Annotated in this window: 12 protein-coding genes and 1 pseudogene; 5 read left to right on the top strand and 8 right to left on the bottom strand. The window is 57.7% G+C overall.

Annotated features, from left to right (window positions below; genetic code table 11):
• The first annotated feature begins 20 nt into the window (after positions 1–20).
• Together OHL22_RS24790 and OHL22_RS24795 are read left to right on the top strand one after the other, a co-directional pair.
• The gene (locus OHL22_RS24790) at positions 21–1,271 is read left to right on the top strand and encodes an efflux RND transporter periplasmic adaptor subunit (RefSeq protein ID WP_263342586.1); all 1,251 of its coding nucleotides are present in this window, start codon (positions 21–23) and stop codon (positions 1,269–1,271) included.
• Positions 1,268–2,743, top strand: coding sequence for an efflux transporter outer membrane subunit (locus tag OHL22_RS24795; RefSeq protein ID WP_263342588.1), 1,476 nt, complete (start codon positions 1,268–1,270; stop codon positions 2,741–2,743). Before OHL22_RS24790 ends, OHL22_RS24795 begins: the two co-directional genes overlap by 4 nt.
• 41 nt (positions 2,744–2,784) lie before the next feature.
• Here OHL22_RS24795 and OHL22_RS24800 read toward each other — a convergent pair whose 3' ends face one another.
• The 3 genes and pseudogenes from OHL22_RS24800 to treS form a co-directional block, all read right to left on the bottom strand.
• Positions 2,785–3,582: a hypothetical protein gene (locus OHL22_RS24800; protein WP_263342590.1), complete on the bottom strand. Its 798-nt coding sequence runs from the start codon at positions 3,580–3,582 to the stop codon at positions 2,785–2,787.
• A gap of 67 nt (positions 3,583–3,649) precedes the next feature.
• The gene (locus OHL22_RS24805) at positions 3,650–4,837 is read right to left on the bottom strand and encodes a hypothetical protein (RefSeq protein ID WP_263342591.1); all 1,188 of its coding nucleotides are present in this window, start codon (positions 4,835–4,837) and stop codon (positions 3,650–3,652) included.
• 104 nt (positions 4,838–4,941) lie between these two features.
• Positions 4,942–6,603, bottom strand: a pseudogene (treS, locus tag OHL22_RS24810) (maltose alpha-D-glucosyltransferase); the annotation flags it as partial.
• Between the two features lie 264 nt (positions 6,604–6,867).
• On the opposite strand from treS, the gene OHL22_RS24815 reads away from it, so the two are divergent.
• Entirely contained in the window at positions 6,868–7,995 is a 1,128-nt protein-coding gene (locus OHL22_RS24815) for an NADH:flavin oxidoreductase/NADH oxidase (RefSeq protein ID WP_263342595.1), read from the top strand.
• A 149-nt stretch (positions 7,996–8,144) separates the two neighbouring features.
• On the opposite strand, the gene OHL22_RS24820 is transcribed toward OHL22_RS24815, so the two are convergent.
• From OHL22_RS24820 to OHL22_RS24830, 3 genes are all read right to left on the bottom strand, one after another.
• On the bottom strand, positions 8,145–10,577 hold the full coding sequence (locus OHL22_RS24820; protein ID WP_263342605.1) for an ABC transporter permease: 2,433 nt from the start codon (positions 10,575–10,577) through the stop codon (positions 8,145–8,147).
• A 109-nt stretch (positions 10,578–10,686) separates the two neighbouring features.
• A complete protein-coding gene (locus OHL22_RS24825; protein ID WP_263342596.1) occupies positions 10,687–13,128 on the bottom strand; it encodes an ABC transporter permease in 2,442 nt (813 codons plus the stop codon).
• Between the two features lie 75 nt (positions 13,129–13,203).
• Complete coding sequence (locus OHL22_RS24830; RefSeq protein WP_263342597.1) at positions 13,204–15,663, bottom strand: ADOP family duplicated permease; 2,460 nt, start codon at positions 15,661–15,663, stop codon at positions 13,204–13,206.
• A 218-nt stretch (positions 15,664–15,881) separates the two neighbouring features.
• Here OHL22_RS24830 and OHL22_RS24835 point away from each other — a divergent pair, with 218 nt between their 5' ends.
• Together OHL22_RS24835 and OHL22_RS24840 are read left to right on the top strand one after the other, a co-directional pair.
• Positions 15,882–16,133, top strand: a complete 252-nt coding sequence (locus OHL22_RS24835) for a hypothetical protein (protein WP_263342599.1) — start codon at positions 15,882–15,884, stop codon at positions 16,131–16,133.
• A gap of 369 nt (positions 16,134–16,502) precedes the next feature.
• Entirely contained in the window at positions 16,503–17,735 is a 1,233-nt protein-coding gene (locus OHL22_RS24840) for a radical SAM protein (protein WP_263342600.1), read from the top strand.
• A gap of 39 nt (positions 17,736–17,774) precedes the next feature.
• Here the strand turns inward: OHL22_RS24840 and OHL22_RS24845 are convergent, their stop codons facing one another.
• The gene (locus tag OHL22_RS24845) at positions 17,775–20,381 is read right to left on the bottom strand and encodes a TonB-dependent receptor plug domain-containing protein (protein WP_263342601.1); all 2,607 of its coding nucleotides are present in this window, start codon (positions 20,379–20,381) and stop codon (positions 17,775–17,777) included.
• A gap of 341 nt (positions 20,382–20,722) precedes the next feature.
• On the bottom strand, positions 20,723–21,607 hold the full coding sequence (locus OHL22_RS24850; protein ID WP_263342603.1) for a DUF5677 domain-containing protein: 885 nt from the start codon (positions 21,605–21,607) through the stop codon (positions 20,723–20,725).
• Positions 21,608–21,802: the final 195 nt, after the last annotated feature.

Consider the following 21,802-nt stretch of genomic DNA (forward strand, 5'->3'; position numbering starts at 1 on the left):
GGCGGGAAGCTAACTTAGGAATGCGAGAAACAATGGAACAGGAAAACATACCAGTAGAAAGCCAACCGGCAAACGCTCCACATGAGGCCCCGGCGCCGCCCGCACCGACAGGTTCACCCCGTCCATCCGGTTCGCGCGCACTGGCCATTTGGATCATCTGCATCGTCGTTATTCTGCTGGCCCTCGGCATCACCGTAGGCATCCGCTCCCGCATCGCCGCTGACAACAAACTGGAAAAAACAGCAGATGCAACTTCCATCCCTTCCGTCCGTGTAACCTACCCCAAATCCGGAGACAAGGTGCAGACCATCGACCTGCCCGGCAACGTTCAGCCTTATCTGGACACGCCAATCTACGCCCGTACCAGCGGCTATATCAAGCAGTGGTATGTCGATATCGGAGCCCGCGTACACGCTGGCCAGCTCATGGCCGAGATCGAGACTCCTGAACTCGACCAGCAGTTGCAACAGGCTCAAGCTGATCTCAAGACCGCGCAGGCGAATCTCAACATCGCCGAAATCACCAGCAAACGCTGGCAAAATCTTCTTGCCAAGAATGCTGTCTCGAAGCAGGAAACCGATCAGGCCATCAGCGATATGGCCGCGCGCCAGTCCGCCGTCTCTGCCAGCGAAGCGAACGTTCGTCGTCTGCAACAGATGCAGGACTTTGAAAAAGTTGTCGCTCCTTTTGACGGCGTCGTCACCGCGCGCAACATCGATGTAGGCTCGCTCATCGAAGCAGGCGCCAACACCACGACCAAGGAGCTCTTTCATCTCGGCTCCATCCACACCCTGCGCGTCTATGTTGCCGTACCGGAAGCCTACGTAAGCACGGTGTCAGACGGAGCAAACGTAGCTCTGACAGAAACCGACCGCCCCGGCGAAGCATTCAAAGGCAGGGTCGTCCGCAACAGCAGCGCTATCGATCCCATCTCCCGCACACTCAATGTTGAAGTAGACGTAAATAATGCCAACGGCCATCTGCTCCCAGGCGCCTATGTTTTTGTGCACCTCGATCTGCCGGGAAGTCCGCACTCTGTAACACTTCCTTCGAATGCAATCCTCTTCCGCGCCGAGGGTCTGCGCGCCGCTGTCGTTCGCCAGAACCATGTAGTGCTTGTGCCCATCACTATCGGCCGCGATTACGGGAGCTCTGTCGAAGTCACCTCGGGCCTCACGCCGCAGGATGCCGTCGTTCTCGATCCTCCTGACTCCATTGCCCAAGGTGAGGAAGTTCAGATTATGGAGCCCGGAAAGCAGGGTGGCGAATGAGACCGCAACGACTCATTCCGCTCACGCTTCTCTCTCTGGCAGCAATCTTCACCGGATGCAAGGTTGGTCCCAACTACGTCCGTCCGCAGGCCGCAGCACCGCCTGCCTATCAGGAAGCTCCACCCTCAGCCGATTCGTCCAGCCCGGATGCGGGCCAATGGAAAACAGCAACCCCTTCCGATGCAGACCTCAAAGGAGACTGGTGGCAGCTTTTCTCCGATCCTGTGCTAGGTCATCTTGAAGAGCAGGTGGCCACAGCCAACCAGACGCTAAAGGCAGCGGAGGCCAACTTCCGCGCCGCGCGCTCTGCCATTGGCGTCAGCAAATCCTATCTTGCGCCTACCATTTCCGTTGCGCCCTCGATCGGTGCCGTTCGTGAATCTGCCAATCAACCCTATGTCAGTCAGAACAACATCAATGGAGGCGAGGGCAGCTTCGAACTTCCGGTCGACCTTAGCTACGAAGTCGATCTCTGGGGACGTATCCGTCGCGGCATAACCGCAGCTCGCGAACAGGCACAGGCTGCCTCAGCCGATCTCGCCACAGCCCGTCTCAGTCTTCAGGCCGAGCTGGCCCTCGATTACTTCAACCTCCGCGCCACCGATGCGCAGATTCAACTCCTCAACGACACTGTAAAAGCCTATTCCGAGGCGCTCAAACTCACCAAAGACCGCTATGACGAAGGCGTTGCGCCGCTCTCCGATGTCTCCCAGGCGCAGACCCAGCTCGACGCCGCGCAGGTCACTCTGACCGATCTCGCCAACGACCGTGCCGCGGCACAGCACGCCATTGCCGTACTGATCGGCCAGCCACCCGCTGACTTCCATCTCGATCCTCTGCCGCACGGCAACGACTCTTCGATCCTGCCTGCAATTCCAGTCGGTATTCCCTCGCAGCTTCTCGAACGCCGCCCTGACATCGCATCCATGGAGCGCCACATGGCCTCAGCGAATGAACAGATTGGCATCGCGCAGGCTGCCTACTATCCCACGCTGAGCCTCTCTGCCACCGCTGGATTCCTCGGCACTTCCGCTCTCAACTGGTTCACCTGGCCTAGCCGCTTGTGGGCCGTCGGCCCCACGCTCACGCAGACGCTCTTCGACGCAGGCCGCCGCAAATCCAACGTAGCCATCGTTCGTGCCCAATATGACGAAACCGTGGCCAACTACCGGCAGACCGTTCTCACCAGCTTCCAGCAGGTAGAAGACAACCTGGCGGCTCTCCGCGTCCTTCAGCAGGAAGCTGCGCAGCAACATGCTGCTACCAAGTCAGCCGAGCAGACCCTCGACCTTTTCACCACGCGTTATGAAGGCGGCGTCGACACCTACCTGCAGGTCATCACATCGCAAACTGTTGCCCTGCAGAACGAGCGCAATGACATCGCCATCCAGCTCCGCCGACAGCAGGCCAGCGTTCTGCTCATTAAAGCCCTCGGCGGCGGCTGGACCACGCAACAACTCCCGCCAGTTTAATATCTCCGAAGGGAAGACTGCAGTCCATCGCAGCCTTCCTTTCAGAAGTGCCGCAATGGTTCGACAGGCGCCGCCACCGTCTCGGTCGATGACGCCACCGGCCGCTCTGCTGTCCTCTCCACATGGCTTTCCAGTGACCGGCTCACCAGACCACGCGAACCAAGCCCAACCGCAAGAGCCAGTGTGAGCACAATGCCTCCGAACAAAATGCTGAATGCCAGCTCCACAATCCTGCCGCCGATCTGCAAGTGATCCAGCGCCATCGCTGCCGCCAGCACCAGCACCAGCCACTTCACTCCCAGTGAGAGAAAACGCGCATATTGCAACTGCGCGTTCACCGCTCCAATCAGCACAGAACGCGCCAGGAACCTCGCCACAAGATTGCCGAAAAACAGCAGCAGAATCGCACCAATCGCTTGAGTCAGATACGGCAGCAGTGACATTGGCAGCACCGCCGCCGTCGCGTAGGACGCATCAAATGCCGACACCCCTATAATCAGCCCCAACAGCACACACGCCCAGAACGACGCACGCGCAACCAGCTCTGTCGGCGAACTCGATGGCGTCCAATCCGCGCCGCGCTCGTGAAACAGTCTGTCGTCAAACTTTGTCACCTTCAACAACCGGCGAAGCAACGCCGAAATGGCCATGCCAATCGCGGTAAACAAGCCAAGCGCAACAAAAAATGCGAGAATCCCAGGCAGTACCGCGATAAACAGCGTCAACACACGATATAGCGATTGGAACAGTGCATCCGACATGTGCTGCCACACTGGCGGGTTTCCGCTCGTCGCAGCCTGCGTATCCGTCTGCAAAATCATGGCGTATACGTTCGTCATTCGGCTTACTCCTTTCCCCACCAACAGCGCTTCGTTATGAGCAGGCATATCTGCTTGCGCTTCGTCATCATGGGTTAAACCGGTCTGGCCATCGCCACCGCGAAACCAGGTAAGGCTTATCAACTTCAAAAGCAGAGGCCACCGCCTCTACATGTGTCTCTGCATCTTCACCGGAAGCAGTCAGGTTAATGTGACTCGCCACCCACGCCAGATACAGAGGAATCAGCGCGCCTAAAAGATGGCCGCGGTTGATCGTCCGCAATCGGTATGCCACCACGAAGTCATAGACGATACGCACCCACAAACTATCCGGCATCCGGAACGCCGCTGCATCCACGATCGACAGCCGCTTCAACCCCAGCAATGACTGCGGTGGCAGCACCAGTGACCATATCTCTTGCAGATTGCTATACGCAGACCGGAATTGCTCCACCATTGGCGTCACGTCCACCGGTTCGCTCACCGCATACGTAGTTGCCCGCTGTATTGGTGGTGGAATCGGCCGCGACCGCTGCCAGTGCGCCGCCTTCGCCTCTATGTCCGCGAACAGTGACCCCGCGATCTGCGTCAGGATGGCATTTACATCCGATTGCGCCGGCTGTGGCAGCTCACGCGTCCCCACCTCCACCTCTGTGGTCTTGCATCCAGCAATGACAGCCTCATGTGTCGGCCAGAGAATCGTCTCTGGCTGATTGGACGCCGCATACCGCTGGCCTACAATAGCCAGTTGCTGCACCATGCGTTCCGACATGCCAAGATCTACCGCCAGTGGAAATCGAACCCCAGACGCAAAAAGAGCACGCGTCATCGGATATAGAATCGCCGAGTTCATTAGGCCGGACCGCGGTGGCAGATCATACCAGGGAACCGCCAGATCGGTTTGGTTCACAAGCACAGCTTCCGCCATTGCCCGGATTACCTCTGGACGCAATCCCCATGCGCCCTGCCCAAGCAGCAAAACACCGCGTGCCTCATGGTCTGCGGCGAGTTGACTCGCATTAACAAAATCAGAAGCCGTCAGTATCCATGATGGTGTCGAGGCTGCGGCAGCTACCAGGCGTATTCCATGAATCGACTCCACGGGTGGCATATCCGGAGCCGCAATCAGCACATCCTGCTCACCAACACCTTCCGCAACAACGGCGGCAAGCTGCTCCAGTTGCTCCGGATCCATTACACCGGCCACCACCAGTAGCGCGGCAGTCTTGCGCTCGCTCGCAGAATTCACATCCGGAATGGGATTTGCTGCCGCCATCAGTCTTTCCCGTTCGCCATCCAATTACGTTGCCACGCAACCAATAACGTCAATAGTTCAACTTAAGCTAACCCTTCACCCGAGACCTCAGTTACGCCATCGTTCGGATGTAGTTCCAGCCACAAAAACGAATACTGCGCCAGTGTGAGCACATAAGGCGTTTTCGTAATCTTTGGAAACGGCACATACCCGAGCATCTCCACCGGCTCATATCCTGCATAATCCGAAAGATCCAGCGCCACTGGCTGCGCAAACCTGCTCAGGTTTGCCACACACAACACCGTTTCATGCGACCCATCACCCCGGTCAAGATCACGCAGGTACGCAAGAATCTTCCGGTTCGCAGGGCTCAAAAAACGCAATGTTCCCCGCCCGAACACCTGAAACAGCTTGCGCAGCGCAATCATGTTCCGCGTCCAGTGCAGCAAACTCGACTGGTCGCTCAACTGCGCTTCGACATTGATCGCCGTGTATCCGTAGATCGGGTCCATCACCACCGGAAAATACAGCCGTGCCGGATCGCATCTCGAAAAACCAGCATTCCGGTCCGAGTTCCACTGCATCGGCGTTCTCACGCCATTGCGGTCACCAAGATAGATGTTGTCGCCCATTCCGATCTCATCGCCGTAGTACAAAATCGGCGTGCCCGGAAAACTCAATAGCAGTGAATTCAGCAGTTCAATCCGCCTGCGATTGTTGTCCACCAGCGGCGCCAGCCTCCGCCGAATGCCCACATTGATGCGCATCCGCGGATCGGCCGAGTAAGCCAGATACATGTAATCCCGCTCGTCGTCCGTTACCATCTCCAGCGTCAGCTCGTCATGATTGCGCAGAAAAAGGCCCCACTGGCAGTTATTGGGAATCGACGGCGTCTGCGCCATAATGTCCGTAATCGGCAGCCGATCTTCCTGCCGTAGCGCCATGTAGATGCGCGGCATCAGTGGAAAATGAAAAGCCATGTGGCACTCATCGCCATCGCCAAAGTAAGGCCGCACATCTGCCGGCCACTGATTCGCCTCCGCCAGAATCAGCCGGTTAGCATAATCCTCATCGATCGCCGCGCGAATCTCCTTGATCACCGCGTGCGTCTCTGCTAGATTCTCGCAATTCGTTCCGTCGCGCTCCACCAGGTACGGAATGGCATCCATGCGCAGCGCATCTACGCCCATGTCGAGCCAGAACCGCATCGCCTTCAGCACTTCCTGAATTACCCGCGGATTGTCGAAGTTTAGATCCGGCTGATGCGAGAAAAAGCGGTGCCAGTAATACGCCTTCGCCTTCTCATCCCATGTCCAATTCGACTTCTCCGTATCGGTGAAAATAATGCGCGCTTCCTTGAAAACCTGGTCCGTCTCCGACCACACATACATCTCGCGCTCTGGCGAACCCGGCGGCGCAAGCCGCGCAGCCTTAAACCACGGATGCTGGTCGCTCGTATGATTCACCACGAGCTCAATCATCACCTGCATATTGCGCTGATGAGCTGCATCCAGAAACGTCTTGAAATCCTTCAGCGTCCCGTATGACGAATTCACATCCTCGTAATTCGCAATATCGTACCCATCATCCCGCAATGGCGATGGAAAGAAAGGCAGCAGCCACAGACACGTCACGCCCAGGTCTTGCAGATAATCAAGCTTCGAGATCAGTCCTGGAAAATCGCCGATCCCGTCGTTGTTTGAATCGGCAAACGCGCGAACATGCAGTTCGTAGATGATCGCGTCTTTGTACCAGAGCGGATCGCTCGCACTCGCAGGTTTCTTCACTTGCTCGATCTCCACGTACGGAGCGCTGGCTGCACCGGAAACACGATGATACAGATGCAGCTTTGCGGCACGGAGATGGATCACCGGCCGTACATGCCATCCGCCGTCCAGTCACGCTCTACAGTCGGAAGCATATCAATACTCTGCGGTTTGAACAGTGCTATAGAAAGCTCCCTTGCACCAAGCCCCTTCCTGGAGGCACTGTTTTCACATACAAACCATTTCGACCTGCGTCTAAATCTCCCCCTCGTACATCGAACAAACATGACCGAGTCGACCCCTCACCTTTTTGCTCCTCTGACGCTACGCAGCATCACGCTCCCGAATCGCATCGCTGTCTCGCCTATGTGTGAATACTCCAGCCAGGACGGCTTCTCCAACGACTGGCACTTCGTCCATCTCGGCAGCCGCGCCATTGGCGGCGCAGGCCTCATCCTCACCGAAGCAAGCGCGGTCAACCCTGAAGGCCGCATCACCCCCGCCGACCTCGGTATCTACCGCGACGAGCACATCGAAGGCCTGCGCCGCATTACCGGCTTCCTGCATCAGCATGGCTCTTACGCCGGCGTTCAACTGGCCCACGCAGGTCGGAAAGCCAGCATGGCCATTCCATGGGAGCCGGCTCGTGTCATTCCTGCCCAGGAAGGCGGCTGGCAGCCCGTAGCCCCATCCGACATCCCCTTCGATTCAGCCTATGCCCTGCCGCAAGCCCTCGACCGCGCCGGAATGGACAAGATCGTCTCCGACTTCATCACTGCCGCTGGCCGCGCCCTTGCCGCCGGGTTCGACATCGTCGAGGTCCATGCAGCACACGGCTATCTGCTTCATGAGTTCCTGTCCCCGCTCTCCAATCAACGTACCGACGAATACGGCGGCAGCTTCGAGAACCGCACCCGTTTCCCGCTCGAAGTCGTTCGCGCTGTCCGCAAACACTGGCCCGATCACCTGCCGCTCTTCGTCCGCATCTCCGCCACCGACTGGGCGCCCGAATCCCTCGGCTCATCCTGGGATCTCGATCAATCGGTCAAGCTCGCAAAGCTATTGAAAGAGGAAGGCGTCGATCTGGTCGACACCTCAACCGGCGGCAACCACCCCGCTCAACAGATCCCAGTCGGTCCCGGCTATCAGGTACAACATGCCGCGACTATCCGCGCCGAGGCTGGTATTTCTACCGGAGCTGTCGGCATGATCACCGAACCCGCTCAGGCCGACCAGATCATCCGCAGCGGTCAGGCCGATCTCGTCCTTCTCGCACGCGAAATGCTCCGCGATCCGTACTGGCCCTTGCACGCCGCCGAGGATCTCCACCAGAAAATCTCCTGGCCAGTCCAGTACGCCCGCGCCGCCAGCGGACGCACCGAGCCCCGTCATCCAGTCTCAATAGAAGACTGAGGCTCAGGACTACTCCCAAGCGCATATCCCGAGGTGGTGCAGTTTTACCACCTCGGCAGCCTCGCGGCTTCTAGCCAATGTGCTTTTAATTCGCATGCGGTATAGGGCCAACCGCCCGCTCACCCCAATGGCGCGACACCACCTTCGGTTTACTCGTACCGCAGTGCCTCCAACGGATCGACCGTCGACGCCCGCCGCACCGGAGCCCAGCACGCCAGCAGTCCCACTCCCACAAACAAGGCTCCGACCACAATCAAAGTCGCAGGATCGTTAGGCTGCACTTCAAACAGGAACGACTTCAACACGCGCGACAAAACAATAGCCAGCACGACCCCAGCGATCACCCCGCCTGCGATCAAGCGAAAGCCCTCGCCGAAGATCAACTTGCGAATGTCCCCTTGCTGCGCGCCCATCGCGCTCCGGATCGCCAGCTCTTTCCGCCGCGAAGCCACCGACAACGAAAGCACGCCATAGATTCCCACCAGGGTCAACACGCTTCCCACCACCGCAAACCCCATCAGCAGACTCATGGCAAATGTCCGCGATGACAGCGATTCATCGCGAATCTGCTCCAGCGTTCTCACATTCTCGATCGCCGCCGTCGGATCCACCGCACGCAGCTCGCGTTCCACCTGAGCCACCATCGTGCGCGGATCGGCTGCCGTCCGTATCACCAGATGCTTGGAAAACGCCGTGGCTTGCCATAGCGGTAGATAGACCTCCGGCAAAGCCGCCTGCGTCAGGTCATCCGTCCGCCCATTCGCAATCTCCCCGACAATTTCGATGCCCGGCTTATCGCGCCCGTTGAACCAGAGCTTTCGCCCAACCGCGCTGCCATTCGGAAAGTAGCGATCCACAAACGCCTTGTTTACGATCGCCACATTCGGAGCCTTGTTGTCATCTGTGTCACGAAACTCCCGTCCGTCGATCGACGCAATTCCCATCAACTTGAAGTAGTCGGGCGTCGCCGCGCGCATCGGCAGCGCAATCTTGTCGCTCTCTTTCATCGCCGGCGGCTGCCCCTCGACCTCCATCGTCGCTGGCCAGTTGTTCCCCGTCAGCGGCACACCCCAGGCAAACGCCGCATACTGCACGCCCGGCAAAGCTTGAACCCGCTGTAGCGCCTGCCGGTGAAAGTTGCCCCAGGTCGAGTAGCCCTGCACATCCGTCACGCTCATCGTCAGGATGCGCCCCATGCTGTATCCCGACGGCACTTCAGCAATCTTCACCATCGTGCGAATCAGCAGCCCCGCGCCCACCAGCAGCGCCAGCGTCAGCGCTGTCTGCAACACCGTAACTCCCTGCAGCAGCCGTCGCTCGCCTGTTCCCGCCGTCCCCTTCGGTCCAGCACTCTTCAGCACCTCCATCGGATCCAGCCGAAAGGCCCGCAGCGCAGGAATTACTCCTGCGACAAACGCAGCCAGCACCGCCACTCCAAGACCCAGCCCCAAAACCTGCCAACCTGCCGTCACTCCATCCAACCGCGGCACAGCATGACCCGCAATCGCCTTGAAGAGCTTCACCGCGCCCACGGCAAGCCCGCCGCCCAACGCTCCTCCAATCAAGGCCAGCAGCAGGCTCTCCGTCATCACTTTGCGCAGAAGCGCCATGCGCCCCATGCCCATCGCGATCCGCACTCCGTACTCTTGTTGCCGTTGCAGCCCACGCACCAGCAGCAGAGCTGCTGCGTTTCCGCACGCAATCAACAACACCAGCGCAGACGCGCCCAGCAGCGGCAACAGAATACGCTTGCCGTCCTGGTTCATCTCATCCGTCAGCGGCTCAAGTTGCGGCGTAAATCCCTCGAACTTCTTCTCACCTTGCGCCTCGTTTGCCGCCAGCACAGTCAGCTCCTGTTGCGCCTGCTGTGCGGTCACTCCATCCTTCAGCCGCGCTACTACATCCCAATACGCTTCTTTAATCGACTTTGGATCGGGATATGCAGGAGCCCAGAAATCCACCGTCGCATTCACGTCGTAGTTAGGCTCCTTAGCATCACCGGGCGACGGCAGAAATCGCGCTCCTGGAGCCATCACCCCAATCACGGTCGGCGGCGTGTCCCAGCGGCTGATGCGCACAGTCTTCCCGATAATCTGTGGATCGCCGCCAAATGTTCGCTGCCAGAACTCATACCCCAGCACAATCGCCTTCACAGGTCCGTTGCTAAAGTCCGAGTCCTGAAACCCGCGTCCCATCATTGGCTTCAGCCCCATGACGCGGGGATAGTCCTTCGTCACAAACATCCCCTGCATCGACTGACTGCCATCATCGCGTATCAGAAAATTAAAGGTCCAAAGATACGCCGCAATCCCTTGGAACGACTTCCCATCCTTTTGCCACTCCAGCCACTGCTGCGCCGCCCAGTCACGCGGACTGTCCATCTTCTTGCCATCAACGCGCTTCGCGGGAATCAGCATCAGCTGATCAGGCTTCTCATATGGTGGCGGAGTCAACAGCACACCTTGAATCAAGCTGAAAACCGCCGCAGTCGCGCCAATCCCCAGCGCCAGCGTCAGCGCCGCAATCACACTAAACCCCGGCTGCTTCCGCAGCATCCGAACAGCAAACCTCAAGTCCTGCATGAATGAGTGCAAAGCAACCTCCACGGATACATCCTGTAGCTTCTCGCGCGTTATTCCCTGGTCCCTGCTAACTGATCCTTAGCCCCTTAGTCTCTACGTCCCTTAGTCCCTATTCATATCTAAGCGCCACTACAGGATCGACCTTCGCCGCTCGCCGCGCTGGCAACATGCACGCAAGCATCGCAGCCATCAGCAGCACCGCCGCCGACCCAATCAGCAACAACGGATCGCGCGAATTCACCTCGGCCCAGTGCGCAGCCACTATTCGATCAAGCGCCAAAGCCAACACAGCTCCCGCACACACTCCAGCAACAACACTCACACTGGCAGATCGCATAGCGATCCGCCAGATATGCTCCCGTTGAGCACCCAGAGCCATGCGCACCCCAAACTCGTTCGTCCGCTGCGCTACCGAGTACGACACCACGCTATACAGTCCCACCGCCGCCAGCAGCAGCGCCAGCACCGCAAACGCCCCAAACAGCCATGAGATCAGCACCCCACGCGCCCACTCCGGCTCATTCGTGATCCAGTGATCCAGATCGCGCACAGTCGAGCCGATCTGCTGGTCCGCGTTTACCTTGCTCACTTCTTTGCGAATCGCATTCAACAGCGTCATTGGAGACACCGCCGAACGCACCAGAATCTGCGTCCCCATCCGCATATAAACCGTATCGGGAATGAATGCCTCCGGCTTTACCGGCTTATCCAATCCATCATTCAGCTTGTCCGGAATTACGCCGATGATGCGCAGCCAGCCTCGCAGCGCTGGCGACGCCGGATTGTATGGCAGCGATTCCCGCATCTCCGGCAGCTTGATCGACCCACCCAGCGCATCGCCGCCCGGAAAATACTTCCGCGCCAGCGTTTCATTCACTACCACCACCGCCGCGCCATTGCGATTCTCCGTCGCATCCCAGACTCGCCCCTGTGCCAATGGAATCCGCAGTACAGGAAAATACTCCTGGCTAACAAAATTGATCTGCAACGTCTGCTCTTGATTCGAGGGCTTGCCAAGAATCTCAAATCTCGCATTCTCGCCATTCGCCGGCGGTGTCGCATTCGTCGAAATCGCCACCTCGGTCACGCCGGGAACTCTCGCTACCGCTGCTCTCATCTGCTCAAAATAGTTCGAGCGTTCGGCCCACGTGTTGTACGTTCCCTCCCGCAGTGGTATCAGCACAGACAGCACATTGTGCGGATCATACCCCAGCCGCACATGCGCCATCTTCACAAAGCCCTCGAGTGCTGCTCCTGCCCCAGCCAGCAGCAGCAGCGTCAATGCAATCTGCGCAGCAATCAACGAGTTGAGAGACCGTCGTCCCTCCACGTTTCCCGCCAGCTTGCGAGAGCCAGCCTGCATCACAGAGCTAAGCTCCGGCCTTGATAACTTCAAGGCCGGCCACAACCCAAACAACACGCCCGTCAGCAGAGCAATCGCCGTGCAGAAACATAGCACCGGCACATTGATTCCGATCGCCGCCTCATGCGGAAACGAATCCGGCGGCAGGTTCTCAACAATCTTCCGCAGTAAAACAAAAGCCAATGCCACGCCAAGCCCTGCGCCCGAAACCGCCAGCAGCGACGACTCGATCAGCAACTGCCCCACCATCCGCCGCCTGCTTGCTCCCACCGCGGCCCGCACCGCAAACTCGCGGCTTCGCGCCGTGCCCCGCGCCAGCAGCAGAATCGATACATTCCCGCAGCCGATCAGCAGCAGCAAACCTACGCCGGCAAACAACAGATACAGCGTTCCGCCCATCCGCCGCAGATAGTAGTCGTTGATCCCAATCAGGTCCACACGGAATCCGCCCAGCGGGAAGTGCGTCGGAGTCTCTTTCGCAAACTGCTCCAGCAGTGGCTGCAGTGCCGATGCTGCCTGCCCAAACGTTACTCCCGCGCGCAGCCGGTAGTTCGCGTAGTAAGTTCGATCAACGCTCGTCACGTACTTGATCGGCAGATAGACATCCGCGTCATCCCACGTAAACCGCGACGAAGCCACACCAACAATCGTGTAGGGTACATGCGCCAGCTCAATCGTCTTTCCGAGCACGCTCGGATCGCCGCCATACCGCGCCATCCAGAACTTGTATCCCAGCACCGTCACCGGCTGCGGATCATGCCCTTCCGGCGCATCCTGCGTTACAAAACCGCGCCCCAACGCCATCGGCACGCCGTAGTAGTCAAAGGCGTTTGTCGAGAAGTAGGTACCGTGTATGTCTTCAGGAAAATCCCGCCCCGTCACCGTCGTGCGCCAGTCATCGCTGACCGCTGCTCGTTCCAGAACCGGCGACTGCAAAATTGTCTTCAATTGCGATGGCGTCAGCAACCCCGCACGCTGCACTCCCGCGCTATCCAATACGGCCAGATGAAACATCCGCTGCGCATCCCGATACGGAAACGGATCCATCAGCACGCCCCAGATCACGCTGAACACAGCCGTAGTCGCACCAATCCCCAGCGCCAGCGAAATCACCGCCGTTGCCGCAAACCCCGGCGACTTCCGCAACTGCCGCCACGCATACCGCAAATCCTGCACCAGCGATCCCATCAAGCCTCCACGGATGCCGCGTATGTTTTTGCTAGTTATTCCCTGCTGGCTGGTCCCTGATCCCTGGTCCCTGCCTCACTCATACCTCAGCGCCACCATCGGATCAGTCTTCGCCGCCCGCCGCGCCGGCACCGCACACGCAATCGCCGCAGCCAGCACCAGCACCATCGTCGCCCCAGCCAGCAACAGCGGATCACGCGAGCTTCCCTCAGCCCAATGCGCCACCACCTTATTCAAGGCCAATGCAAGCACCAACCCCACGCCCACTCCGACACTCACACTCACGCTCATTGAGCGAAACGCCATCTTCCAGATGTGTTCCCGCTGTGCTCCCAGCGCCATGCGTATGCCAAACTCATTGGTCCGCTGCGCCACTGAATACGACACCACGCTGTACAGCCCTACCGCCGCCAATAGCAGCGCCAGCACCGCAAACGCGCCAAACAGCCAGCTCACCAAACGCTCCTGCTCATACTCCGGCTCGCTCATGATCCAATGCTCCAGATCCTGCGGATCGGAGATCGTCTGCTGCTCTGGATCCACCGCGGCAATCTGCTTGCGTATCGCCGGCAGCAGCGTCAGCGGAGACACCTGCGCCCGAACCAGAATCTGAGTTCCCATCCGCATCCACAGCGTGTAAGGCACAAACATCTCCGGCACCACCGGGTTGCGCAACCCATCGTCCAGCTTGTCCTGGATCACCCCCACCACACGCAGCCATCCATCCGCGCCCGGCGCCATCAGGTTGAACGGCGGCGCATCCTTCAGTTGCAACTTGATCGCCCCTCCCAACGCATTGCCTTTCGGAAAATACTTCCGCGCCATCGTCTCGTTAATCACGATCACCGGCGCCCCATTGTGATTCTCTGTTTCGCTCCAGATCTGCCCTTGCGCTATCCCAATCTTCAGCGCTGGAAAATATCCGGGGCTGACAAAATTGAGCCGTGCTTTTTGCTCCTGCGAAGAAGGCCGGCCCAGAATGTCGAAGAGCGTATCCCCTCCATTCGAAGGCGGTGTTGCATTCGTCGAAATCGCCGCCATCGCCACGCCCGGCGTCGCGGCAACTCTGGTCTTCAGTTGTTCAAAGTAGTTCGCCCGATCCGCCCACGTCTTATACGTGTTCTCATGCACCGGAATCGGTACCGACATGATGTTGTGCGGGTCGTATCCCAGATGCACAGTTGTCAGCTTTACAAACCCTTCCAGCGCCGCGCCCGCTCCGGCCAGCATCAGCATCGTCAATGCAATCTGTCCCGCTATCAACGAACCCAACGCACGCCCTCCGCGAACGCTGCCTGCCACCTTGCGCGTACCCGATTGCATCACTTGGCTCATGTCGGGGCGCGACATCTGCAGCGCCGGCCACAATCCAAAGATCACTCCCGTCAAAATCGCCACAGCAACGCAGAAACACAGCACCGGCACATTAATCCGGATCGCCGCCTCGTGCGGATACGCATACTTTGGCAGCGTATCCACGATCTTGCCAAGTGACAGATACGCAAGCCCCACACCCAGCGCCGCTCCAGTCAATGACAGCAATAACGCCTCAGTCAGCAACTGCTGCACAATCCTCCATCGCCTCGCCCCCACCGCCGCCCGCAGCGCAAACTCATGCATACGCGACGTTCCACGCGCCAGCAGCAGTATCGACACATTTCCGCATCCGATCAGCAGCAGCAGCGCCACCGCACTCAACAGCAGATACAGCGTCCCGCCTAGATCTTGAAGAAAGTTATCGTTCAGTCCTAAGACGTGGACCTTAAAGCTCCCCTTCGGAAATCCCTGGGGCCGGTCCTTCGCAAACTGCTGAAACAGTGGCAGCAGTGCCGCATCCGCCTGATCCCGCGTCACTCCCGGCTTCAGCCGTATCTCGGTATTGAAGGTGTGATTCGGTTCCTCCACAATCTTCTGCGGCACATATACATCCACATCGCCCCACGTGAACCGAGAAGGTGCGATGCCCACAATCGTGTAATCCTTGTGCACCATCTGCAGCTTTTGCCCAACGACAGAAGGGTCAGAATTGAAATGCCGCTGCCAGAACTTGTAGCTCAACACAACCACCGGCTCAGGCTCATGCCCATCCACCGCATCCGAAGGCTGCAACCCGCGCCCATACAGCATCGGCACGCCAAGGAAGTTGAACATATTCGACGACTCGAAGCCCGCTTCCACGTCCTCTGGAAAGTCATGCCCAGTAACCGTCAAACTCCATTCATCTTCGACAAACGCGTCCTCGATCACCGGTGACTTCTTCAACTCGCGCCATTGATCCGAATTCAGCCCAAAGCCTTGGCGCTTACCCTCCGCATCGATCAGGCTCATGTGCATGAACCGGTCCGTATGCGCATACGGATACGGATTCATCAAAATCGCGTAGATCACGCTGAAGACGGCCGTCGTCGCGCCGATCCCCAGCGCCAGTGAAATCACAGCCGTCGCCGTAAATCCCGGCGACTTTTTCAACTGCCGCAGCGCATATTGCACATCCTGCAGAAACCGTTGCACAGGCGCACCTCCAACCCAGATCATTCCACCCGGTTCCTGCACCCATCCGGCCAAACACAAGCGTGTTTAACTGGCAATAAATGCAATAGGTTGCCAATCGCGACTTGCCTCCTGCCTGTTCAAAAACGCAATCCTGTCGTCCACTACCGGACACCGCCGTCACTCTGCGCCACCCACGCAACGCATCCCTGCAATTCAGAAAAGAAGCGGCAACAGCCAAAAAATGCGGAGAAGAATGTTCGTTGACAATTTTTCTGGAGCGCGCCTATACTTGCCGCGCTTTTCCAACGGGCCCCTTTCATATTCCGGTTCTTAGAGGAGGAGAAATGGCCAAAACTACGATCACTGGTAATGTCGACAAAAAACCAGTATCCCAAGCAACTCAAACCAAAGTGCAGGATGCTCTCAAGAGCGCTCTGAAATCTGAGTTGATCGGCCCGACACATCACATCGAATTCACCCACATCAACATCGTGTGGGATGAAGCCGTGTGACCTGCTGATTCCCCTTCATTGAAGTTATCCAGATAAGCCTTCCCTTCAAAGTCGAGCTATATCTGGGCGCTTCCCCCAAGCCCACGACCGAAGGTGTTCATTCTTTCTGTCAAGGGCCAATGCACATTTACTTTCGTTGACCGGTTGCAGGCCAATCCCCAGTCCGTTGCGAAAAGCGTCGGCCGGCCCGGAACAACGCATTCCTTCAGTTGCCTTGCGGGCTCAACGCAACGATCCATCTGCAACTGCGCGGCTGGTGGATCGTTGGTTGCGCACCATCCGATCCTGACAATCCGACACACGCGAACGTCACTCACGCCTTCGCATGCAAAGACTGTGCTCACATCAAACCCCAGACAGGACTCAACAATGATCGAACGTCACCGCAACCCTGAACTTCCGCGCAATCAGAAAAACTACATCACCCAGGTAATCCTCAAAGTTGCCTCGCGCTGCAACCTGAACTGCTCGTATTGCTACGTCTTCAACATGGCCGATTCCACATGGAAAGACCGTCCGCCGCTGATGCCTGACGAAGTATTCGAAGCCGCTCTGCAGCGCACTCTCGAGCAGTGCCAAGTCACCCGTCAGGACACAATCCTTCTCGCGTTCCATGGTGGAGAGCCTTGCCTGCTTGGCCCCGAGCGCTTCGATGCGTGGTGCCGCAGGGCACGCGCCGTGCTGAGCGATACCGTGCAGGTCAACTTCGGCATGCAGACCAATGGCACGCTGTTGAACGCGCGATGGGTTCAAATACTGCGCAAGCATCGCGTCAGCGTAGGTCTCAGCATGGATGGCCCAAAAGACATCCATGACTCCGTGCGACAGACCCACAGCCAGCAAGGCTCCTATGACCAAGTCGAGCGCGGACTAAAGCTTCTGCAAAGAGCAGAGATTCCTTACGGCGTCGGATGCGTCATTCCGCTGGGCGCAGATCCTCTCCGCGTACACGCTCATTTTCTTGACCTAGGCTGCAAACAAGTCACCTACCTCATGCCGCATTACACACACGACACCATCGATCCGATACGGCAGCGCTATGGCCCCACTCCCTGCGCGGACTTCCTCATCCCCATCTTCGACAAGTGGTGGTTTGAGGGAACGATGGATTTTCAAATCAACAATCTCAAAGATGTCGCGCGAGTCATCATGGGAGGGCAAAGCCACTCCGAAGCAATCGGAAACGGTCCTCCGCAGTATGTATTCATTGAAGCCGATGGAGAGATGGAAGGCCTCGACAATCTGCGCGCCTGCGGTAACGGCATGGCTCGCATCAAGCTCAATGTGCGCAACTCCACATTCTTTGATCTCTTGCGAACCGAAACCATGCATGCGCAGGCAATCTTCGAGGGTATGCCTTTGTCCGCAATCTGCCAGAACTGCAAAGAATCACAGACCTGTGCCGGAGGCCATCTCGCGCATCGCTATTCCACCGCCCGAGGCTTCGACAACCCAAGCGTGTGGTGCCCCGACCTGTTGCGATTGTTCACACATGTCCGCGCTCGCATGGACGTCAGTTTCGAAGAAACACATCACCTGCGCGAAACGCGTGCAGCCAACAGCGCCCCTGCACCGCCATCAACACTCATTCACTACTCTTGAATATTCCTGGCCGGCAGCTATTTCTTCTCATCCCGCAAGTCAGAAGAGAATGTCAAAATCCGCCAGAAAGTGCCGGCCATAGTTCCCAAAGAACGTGCCGTACAGCGGGTCTGCTACATTGTCATGCACCTGCAGCGGATTGTTGTGGTTGGTGAGATTCCTCACCGTAATCGAAAGCCGCCCCGCGTGATGCGACCCCACCGGCAGATCCTTGCCGATCCGTGCGTCCGCCGAAAAATACCGCGGATACCGCGGCTGCAGCGCCCCCGGCGCAACGTAGTTCTGAAACTCATCCATCGGCTGCCACGGAAACCCATCACGCCACTCGATATGCGGCGCAATCCGCATCTTCCACGGCAGCGTCGTCAAACCCCACAGCATAAACCGGTTCGGAATCTCACCCGTTGTACTCGCCGAAATCGGCGTCCGTATCACTGGATAAGGAAAGTCCCCAAGATAGCTCGCCGCATCATTAAACTCCCCGCGCGCAAACTGCCGCACATACGAGAAGTAAAACTGCCGGTTCTTCGTGTCTCCCATCTTCGCCGTAAACTCCGCCTGCCGCGTGTGCAGCGAACCACTCGTCCCCAGCACCATCGCGTTCCATTTCGAAGTCACCGTCGGCGTCAGCGTCAACTGGTTCTGCGCATCCGCCTGGATATACCGCGCGCGAAGACGCAGGAAGCGGTTGATCGCGCGATCACCCTCCACATTCCAGGCCACGCTGTACGGCGCAAAATCCCCACTATGCTGATCCTGATGAATGAACGGAAACTGCGACTTCGCTTCCGTCCCCGTCAAATTCAGATACGTCCTCGGACCGTCCACCACATTTCCCGCGCCGTCATACGTCGTAATCACCTGCTCCGGAAAGCTGCCAAAGGCATACGTATCCAGCGGCACATTGTCGTAAAACACCCCCGCGCCGCCACGAATCACCGTCGTTTCCGAACCATGAGGAGACCACGTAAACCCCACCCTCGGCGCCACGCGCGTCGTGTACGTCAGCGACTGCGTCTCCACTCGCAACCCGTAATCAGCCGCAAACCGCGAATTCAAAATCCAGTGATCTTCCCCATACGCAGCCATCTCCAAATCAGCCAGATCAAACGCACCATTCCCCGAGAACGAAATCGTCTGAATCAGCGCACCATTCGCGTCCAGCAGATTCACATCCCGTCCCGCAACATACCCCGCATCCTCCGCATGCCCAATCACCGATCCAAACTGCAGCTCATGCTGTCCATGCGACTCAATCGTCTTCGGGTTCCACGTTTCGATCCACTGAAACCGCGTCGCCTCCCGAGTCTGCTGTCCAAAATAATTGCCCGTATCTCCCGTCGGCGATAGCGTCATCGTTCCGCTGCCGTCCTGCGCACTGATGTTTGAAGCAACGCGAGTCCCCGCAAACGTCGACGACAGCAGCCCTCCGCCAATCGCCAGCCGGTCGCGAATCGTCCCCGTATCCTCCTGGTAGTTCGCGTTCGGCGTCACCGGCTCCGGATCGAAATAATTCAGCCCCTCATAGTGCATCGTGTGCGGAGCGAAATGCAGCGTCGCCGTCACGCTGTTCCGCGCGCCCGCCTCCCAATCCATCTGCGAAAACGAATTGAAAGCATTCGACCGCGCCTGGTTATCCGGAAACGGCAGCGTGCGCACCTCATCCTTGTGCATCAGATACTCGCTGCCTTCGCTCACATACAGCCGGTTGCGAATCAGCGGCCCGTCAAAATTCAAGCGCGGCGTTGCATCCTGCAAGCCCACCAGATGCCCACTTCGTATCCGAAAATCAGGCAGCGGATCGTTCAGGCTGTAACCCCACTTATCCCCGCCGCGCTTGGTCTCCGCGCTCACCACTCCGGCAATAAAATTCCCATACTGCGCCAGATACGGCGACTGCATCACCTGAATGCTGTCCACCGTATCCACCGGCACACTCAATCCAAAGTTGCCCGTCGCCGGATCGTTCACGCCAACCGAATTAATAATCAGCGCGCTGTGATCCTCCGTCAGCCCCGCAATCTGCACCCGCCCATCCGGCGTTCGAATCACTCCCGGCACCAGCGGCAGCGCATCCGTCAGCGTAACCGGCCGCAGTGAAGTCGCGTTCGCCTGCTCCTTGCTTACAGTCGTCGTACTGCTCTCTACCTGCTCCACCGGACTTTCCGTCTCAGCCTGCACCACAATCGACTGGTTCACCGCAGGCTTCGTCTGCAGCACCACATCGGCCACAGATTCCCGTCCACCCTGCGCCGATACCTCCGATCGCGAAACCAGATACCCGTCCTTCTCAACCGAAAGCAGAATCTCCTGCACACCCTTGCAGTGAAGATCCGCATGACCCGCATCATCAGCCACAGCCTTGCAAACCGGAGTAGCCGAATCCGGAGTCGTTGCATCGGCCTCGGCCCCCGGCGCAAACCCCTCAATCACCGAACCGGCCAGCGGCTTGCCATCGCTTCCCGTCACAGCAACATGCACCACAAGCTCCGCCGCCTGCTGTGCGCTCAACGGCTGTAACAGCAGCACAGCCAGCACAAACACAGTGAGGAACGTAAGCGCGAGCCCCTTAAGCGAAAAGAGGTAAAGCGGAAAGCCCTTAAGCGCACCAGCGCGTTTGAATCTGCGAACAGATCGCAGACCCAATACTTTCGAGCTGTCCTGAAATTGGGGGATCGTCCTCAAACCATGCCGCCATCTCGCTGCAACATAGAAAATTCTTACAGACTCAAATGCGTCGCAGCCGCCGCTGTCCATCGCATGAATACAGATACTTACTAGACGCAAAGAAATGCTTAACGCTGCAAAGCTGGCAGCATTTTCTATCGAACTCCCGGAATATCAACCCTACGGCAAACCACTAACAGCTGACCCAACCCACGCGAGATTGAGGAACACGAGGGCGTTTATCGGGACTAAACGATACAGACTCGCGAACTTTGGATTTTCGAGGCGATGCAGTTCCCCTGCGAGCGAATCTCGTGTTCCTAGAAGCCATAGTAGATACGCTCTCCGTTTCGTTCCTGGCCGCGTCGCAATACTCCGTCGAATGATGTCTGCGAATACACATAAACGCTGAGGAAATCCAAAATCGCATTCCCCATGATTGGCGTAACGTATTGCTTGCCCATGAAATGCCTGCGGTGGATCATCAGGATTTCAATCAGAAGATGGTGCATACAGTGAAGAGTGTTGTAGAGCGGAGTATTGCGTGTCAGCCTATCACGTGTTCCCCATAGGGTCGGATGCATCAGCTTTGACGGAATGGTGAAGGCCATCAGGTAAAGGTGGTCCAGTCCAACCAGCTTCGCCATCTGTCGCGAATCAACGCGGGTCCACGAAGTCGGGCGCTGATTTTTACAAACCGAGCATTTTTCCTGCTTGTTCTTTTTTCGTAATTCTGCCGCTCGTTTGGAAAGATCCTCGCGTGCCTCTGGCTCCATGGAAATACCAAAACTTTCAGAGATTCCGTTAATAATCTGATCCCAGTCCACCGCATCGTAATCTTTGAAGTCCTGCAGATACTCCGGCTTCTGACAAAGGTATTTGAGCGTTACAATGCGTTCAAATAACGCGCGTAGGCAATATTGTGCCCCATGATGCGAATCTGTGTGGCTGAGTGTCATCAGGTCGTTGATATCTCGATGGGAAGCGAACATACACCCCACAATGAGGTCTCCCAATTCATCGTCATCTCGGACCTTCGTCCGAAGGATTAGGCGGCCCATCACTTGCAGCCATTTATGAATTATGTCTGGATAATTCGACCGCCATTCGATGAGTTCCGCCCAGGTTTGCGGCGTGGAAGCGTCGCTCTCCTTCTTGCCGTCATCGTTTTCGCGATTGTCTTTCTCCTCTTCACTAAATTTCATCGCAGTCTCCCTGCTGATGCCACACCCTTCCGATTCGTAATTCATTAAACCTACCAAAACTCTCGGGGTGGCTGTAGAAGCTCAAGAGGTTGTTCCATCGGCGAGCGGTATCTCGGAGCGGCTGATGGGCGGGTTGTAGTTGAGGCTACCATGAGGTCTTTCGTGGTTGTAGTAGTGAGTCCATGGCTGCAGATG

Source organism: Acidicapsa dinghuensis (assembly GCF_025685685.1).
Taxonomy (GTDB): Bacteria; Acidobacteriota; Terriglobia; order Terriglobales; family Acidobacteriaceae; genus Acidicapsa; species Acidicapsa dinghuensis.

What these genes read in the sequence shown, in the direction of transcription:
- OHL22_RS24795 (WP_263342588.1), top strand. Translation starts at nt 1,268, where the DNA reads ATGAGACCGCAACGACTCATTCCGCTCACGCTTCTCTCTCTGGCAGCA.
- OHL22_RS24825 (WP_263342596.1), bottom strand. Translation starts at nt 13,128, where the DNA reads ATGGGATCGCTGGTGCAGGATTTGCGGTATGCGTGGCGGCAGTTGCGG.
- OHL22_RS24790 (WP_263342586.1), top strand. Translation starts at nt 21, where the DNA reads ATGCGAGAAACAATGGAACAGGAAAACATACCAGTAGAAAGCCAACCG.
- OHL22_RS24815 (WP_263342595.1), top strand. Translation starts at nt 6,868, where the DNA reads ATGACCGAGTCGACCCCTCACCTTTTTGCTCCTCTGACGCTACGCAGC.
- OHL22_RS24820 (WP_263342605.1), bottom strand. Translation starts at nt 10,577, where the DNA reads ATGCAGGACTTGAGGTTTGCTGTTCGGATGCTGCGGAAGCAGCCGGGG.
- OHL22_RS24800 (WP_263342590.1), bottom strand. Translation starts at nt 3,582, where the DNA reads ATGACGAACGTATACGCCATGATTTTGCAGACGGATACGCAGGCTGCG.
- OHL22_RS24840 (WP_263342600.1), top strand. Translation starts at nt 16,503, where the DNA reads ATGATCGAACGTCACCGCAACCCTGAACTTCCGCGCAATCAGAAAAAC.
- OHL22_RS24805 (WP_263342591.1), bottom strand. Translation starts at nt 4,837, where the DNA reads ATGGCGGCAGCAAATCCCATTCCGGATGTGAATTCTGCGAGCGAGCGC.
- OHL22_RS24850 (WP_263342603.1), bottom strand. Translation starts at nt 21,607, where the DNA reads ATGAAATTTAGTGAAGAGGAGAAAGACAATCGCGAAAACGATGACGGC.
- OHL22_RS24830 (WP_263342597.1), bottom strand. Translation starts at nt 15,663, where the DNA reads ATGATCTGGGTTGGAGGTGCGCCTGTGCAACGGTTTCTGCAGGATGTG.